We start from the raw sequence: 3,253 nt of genomic DNA on the forward strand, positions 1-3,253 counted from the left end.
AGGACGGGATCAGGCGGCCGTCTTCGGTGATGCCGGCTACTTCCACGACGGCGACGTCGAGGGGGCCGAGGAATCCTTCCCAGACCTGCTGCGCGACGTGGGAGAGGTGGATGTCGGTGTAGTGCATCTCACCGGAGTTGATCTTGGCGCGGCTGGTGGGGTCGGATTGGTAGGGCAGCCGCAGGTCCACGCCGTCGACTTCGGCCAGTGCGCCGTCGAGTTCGGGCGCGGTGGACGCACCGGTCCACAGGCCGACTTTCATCGGCTTGCCTTCGGTTGCGGCTACGCTGACCCGTTTGGCCAGTGCGCCCGGGACTTCTTTGGGGTAGCCGGCTCCGGTGAAGCCGCTCATCCCAACGTTGTCACCGGACTCGATCAGCTCGGCTGCGCGTTCGGCGTCGACCACTCGCGCCGCGAGCCGCTGATTGCGAATCCTGCCGGTCATCTGTCCTCCTGCTTCGCGTCACTGCCAGCAGAGGCCCCCGGAGCCGAATCGCATTGCGGACGTCACACACCGGGGTTGCGGGGCAGCGTAAGCGCGGGGCGAGACCCAGATAACTATGAGCTGGGGCACACCGCGGTCTTTGCGGTGGGGTTACCGGCCGGTGAACTGACGTTCGTTGATGTTCGAAATCGGTTGTGACCTGGGAAAATGATGCGCGTGTCGGTTTTCGTGCGTTCGGTCACTTTGATCTCCAACTAGTTCGCGAGTTGTTCGCCAGGTGACAGCGCCGATCGCAGAGCGAACGCGAACGGGATGTTTCCGGAACTCACAAAAGTTCTTCCGCGCACGGTCCGATCGCCTGGTCAGTGCGCTTTCCCGGGGGCGCGGTGGGGCGGTCGTGCCGGTGGTTTCGGAGGATTTCAACCCTTGATTCCGTTGGGCCGGCCCCTAACGTCGAAGGCAACTCCGGGCCATGCAACGGAATTCCGTACCTCTGCCCGGAGTTGTGACAGCGACGCGGAGAAAAGGAGCATGACGAACAACGCCCCCACCGGTAGTACGATCGATCCCACCGAATCCCTGGCCCTCAAGGACCAGGTTTTCGGTGACAACCCACTGGAGGTTCGCGACACCGACCACTACACCCAGGAGTACGTCGGCGGCATCGTCGACAAGTGGGATGAGTTGATCGACTGGAAGCGCCGCGCCGAGGGGGAAGGCCGGTTCTTCATTGAACAGCTGCGTAAGCGTGGTGCGCAGAAGGTGCTCGACGTTGCCACCGGCACCGGTTTCCACTCCGTCCGGTTGCTCGAGGAGGGCTTCGACACGGTCAGCGCGGACGGCAGCCCGCAGATGCTCGCCAAGGCGTTCCGCAATGGACTCAAGCACGGTGGGCACGTGCTGCGCGTGGTCAACGCCGACTGGCGGTGGCTGAGCCGGGACGTGCCGGGGGAGTTCGACGCCATCATCTGCCTCGGCAACTCGTTTACGCACCTGTTCAATGAGCACGACCGGCGCAAGGCTCTCGCCGAGTTCTACTCCAAGCTCAAGCACGACGGTGTGCTCATCATCGATCAGCGCAACTACGACGCGATCCTCGACGGCAAGGGCGGCAGCAGCCAGACGTACTACTACTGCGGTGCTGAGGTGACGGCTGCTCCGGACCACGTCGACGAGGGGCTGGCCCGCTACCGGTACAGCTTCCCGGACGGCAGCGAGTACTACCTCAACATGTACCCGCTGCGGAAGGACTACCTGCGCGGGCTGTTGCGCGACGTCGGGTTCCAGAAGATCGAGACGTTCGGCGACTTCCAGGAGAACTACGACGGCACTGAGCCGGACTACTTCATCCACGTGGCGGAGAAGCGCTACATGGCTCCCGAGGACCTGTGATCTTCCTTTCGGCCTCCGCCACGGGCCGTGCCGCCCGGTGGGCTCACTTGCCCACCGGGCGGTTTGGTTTCATCCGCAGGTCGGCTTCGATGCGCGCGGCGGTGGCCAACAACAGTGGAACTACTTCGTTCCGGATGTTTTCCGCGGAGCTGGCGTGCTCGTCGAGGGAGACGTTGACGGCCGCGAACACGGTGCCCTCCTGGTCGCGGATCGGCACGGCCACGCCGCGGAGGCCGTCTTCGAGTTCGCTGTCGGAGATGACGAAGCCGCGTTTGCGGACTTGGGCCAGGTCGGCGAGCAGTTCTTCGCGGCTGGTGATCGTGCGGGATGCCAGGGGCCGCAGGTCCATGGCGCGCAGCCGGGCGTCCAGTTGTTCGGGTGGCAGCCAGGCCAGCAGCACTTTGCCCATCGAGGTGGCGTGCGCGGGGAAGCGGGTGCCGACCGGGATGGTCACCGACAGCAGTTTCGGGCTGGGCACTTCGGCGACGTAGCGGATCTCGTCGCCGTCGAGGACCGCGACGGCGGTCATCTCCCGCAGTTGTTCGGTGAGCCGCCGCAGGTGCGGTTCGGCGATCTGGGGCAGGGAGCGGCTGGACAGGTAGGCGTAGCCGAATTCCAGGACTTGCGGGGTGAGGGCGAACAGGCGCCCGTCGTGGCGCACGTAGCCGAGGTCGACCAGGGTGAGCAGGATGCGGCGGGCGCCGGCGCGGTCCAGGCCGCAGGCCTGGGCCACTTCGGTGAGGGTGAGTTCCGGGCGTTCGGGTGAGAACGCGCGCAGCACCGACAGGGTTCGCTCCACCGACCGCACGAAATATTGCCCGCGGGTGCCGGCCATACCGCCTCCTGGTCTGCATGGGTGCTGTGCGTCTTCGTTCTCCGCAAGAACACTACTGGCGGGTACTCGGGGTGCGCGTGGTGTTGCTCACCGCGGTGATCGCGGGTGGGGTGCCGTGGCGGGTGGGGCGCACCCGGGGCAGCGCGGAGGCCGTGTGATGATCAGCACTTCGGGGCTGCGGTCGCGGTTCGGCGCCGGTGATCGCGGTTTTCGCCGGAGCGCGGGAGGTCGTCGAGGTGGGATCGATGATCCGGCCGGAAATGCGAAAAGACCCGCCTTTCGGCGGGTCTTTTCGCATTCTGTGCGCCAACAGGGACTCGAACCCCGAACCCGCTGATTAAGAGTCAGCTGCTCTGCCAGTTGAGCTATTGGCGCTTGTTCTGTTTTCCGTCTCCAGTTCGCCGGTCTCTTTTCTGTCCCGTCTCCCTGGCGACGTCAAAAAGATTAGCACGCCCATTTGGGGGCTTGAACGGGGGGGGGGTGGTTAACGGGCGGGGTCCGGTGCGAGCCCCGGTGGGAACGGTCTGGACCGCTTCGCGCGTTCCACAACCAGCGCTAACCCCGAAGGGGTGTGCTCTGCG

Annotated in this window: 3 protein-coding genes, 1 tRNA gene and 1 pseudogene; 2 read left to right on the forward strand and 3 right to left on the reverse strand. The window is 65.3% G+C overall.

Annotated features, from left to right (window positions below; genetic code table 11):
• Positions 1-445, reverse strand: a pseudogene (locus SREC43747_RS0118960) (propionyl-CoA--succinate CoA transferase); the annotation flags it as partial.
• A 531-nt stretch (positions 446-976) separates the two neighbouring features.
• Between SREC43747_RS0118960 and SREC43747_RS0118965 the strand changes: the two are divergent.
• Entirely contained in the window at positions 977-1,837 is an 861-nt protein-coding gene (locus tag SREC43747_RS0118965; RefSeq protein ID WP_029722961.1) for a glycine/sarcosine N-methyltransferase, read from the forward strand.
• A 43-nt stretch (positions 1,838-1,880) separates the two neighbouring features.
• Here the strand turns inward: SREC43747_RS0118965 and SREC43747_RS0118970 are convergent, their stop codons facing one another.
• Positions 1,881-2,672 carry an IclR family transcriptional regulator domain-containing protein gene (locus SREC43747_RS0118970; protein ID WP_029722962.1) on the reverse strand — a complete coding sequence of 264 codons (792 nt, stop codon included), beginning with the start codon at positions 2,670-2,672 and terminating at the stop codon, positions 1,881-1,883.
• A 17-nt stretch (positions 2,673-2,689) separates the two neighbouring features.
• Between SREC43747_RS0118970 and SREC43747_RS21455 the strand changes: the two genes are divergently transcribed.
• Positions 2,690-2,830 (forward strand): hypothetical protein, encoded by a 141-nt coding sequence (locus SREC43747_RS21455; protein WP_160173024.1) that lies wholly within the window; start codon positions 2,690-2,692, stop codon positions 2,828-2,830.
• Positions 2,831-2,974: 144 nt separating this feature from the next.
• On the opposite strand, the gene SREC43747_RS0118980 is transcribed toward SREC43747_RS21455, so the two are convergent.
• A tRNA-Lys gene (locus SREC43747_RS0118980) sits at positions 2,975-3,047 on the reverse strand.
• Between the last annotated feature and the right edge of the window lie 206 nt (positions 3,048-3,253).

It is taken from the genome of Saccharopolyspora rectivirgula DSM 43747, from assembly GCF_000497205.1.
Classification (GTDB): domain Bacteria; phylum Actinomycetota; class Actinomycetes; order Mycobacteriales; family Pseudonocardiaceae; genus Saccharopolyspora; species Saccharopolyspora rectivirgula.

Excerpts from the sequence above, each read along its gene's own strand:
- SREC43747_RS0118965 (WP_029722961.1), top strand. The coding sequence starts at position 977 with ATGACGAACAACGCCCCCACCGGTAGTACGATCGATCCCACCGAATCC.
- SREC43747_RS21455 (WP_160173024.1), top strand. The coding sequence starts at position 2,690 with ATGGGTGCTGTGCGTCTTCGTTCTCCGCAAGAACACTACTGGCGGGTA.
- SREC43747_RS0118970 (WP_029722962.1), bottom strand. The coding sequence starts at position 2,672 with ATGGCCGGCACCCGCGGGCAATATTTCGTGCGGTCGGTGGAGCGAACC.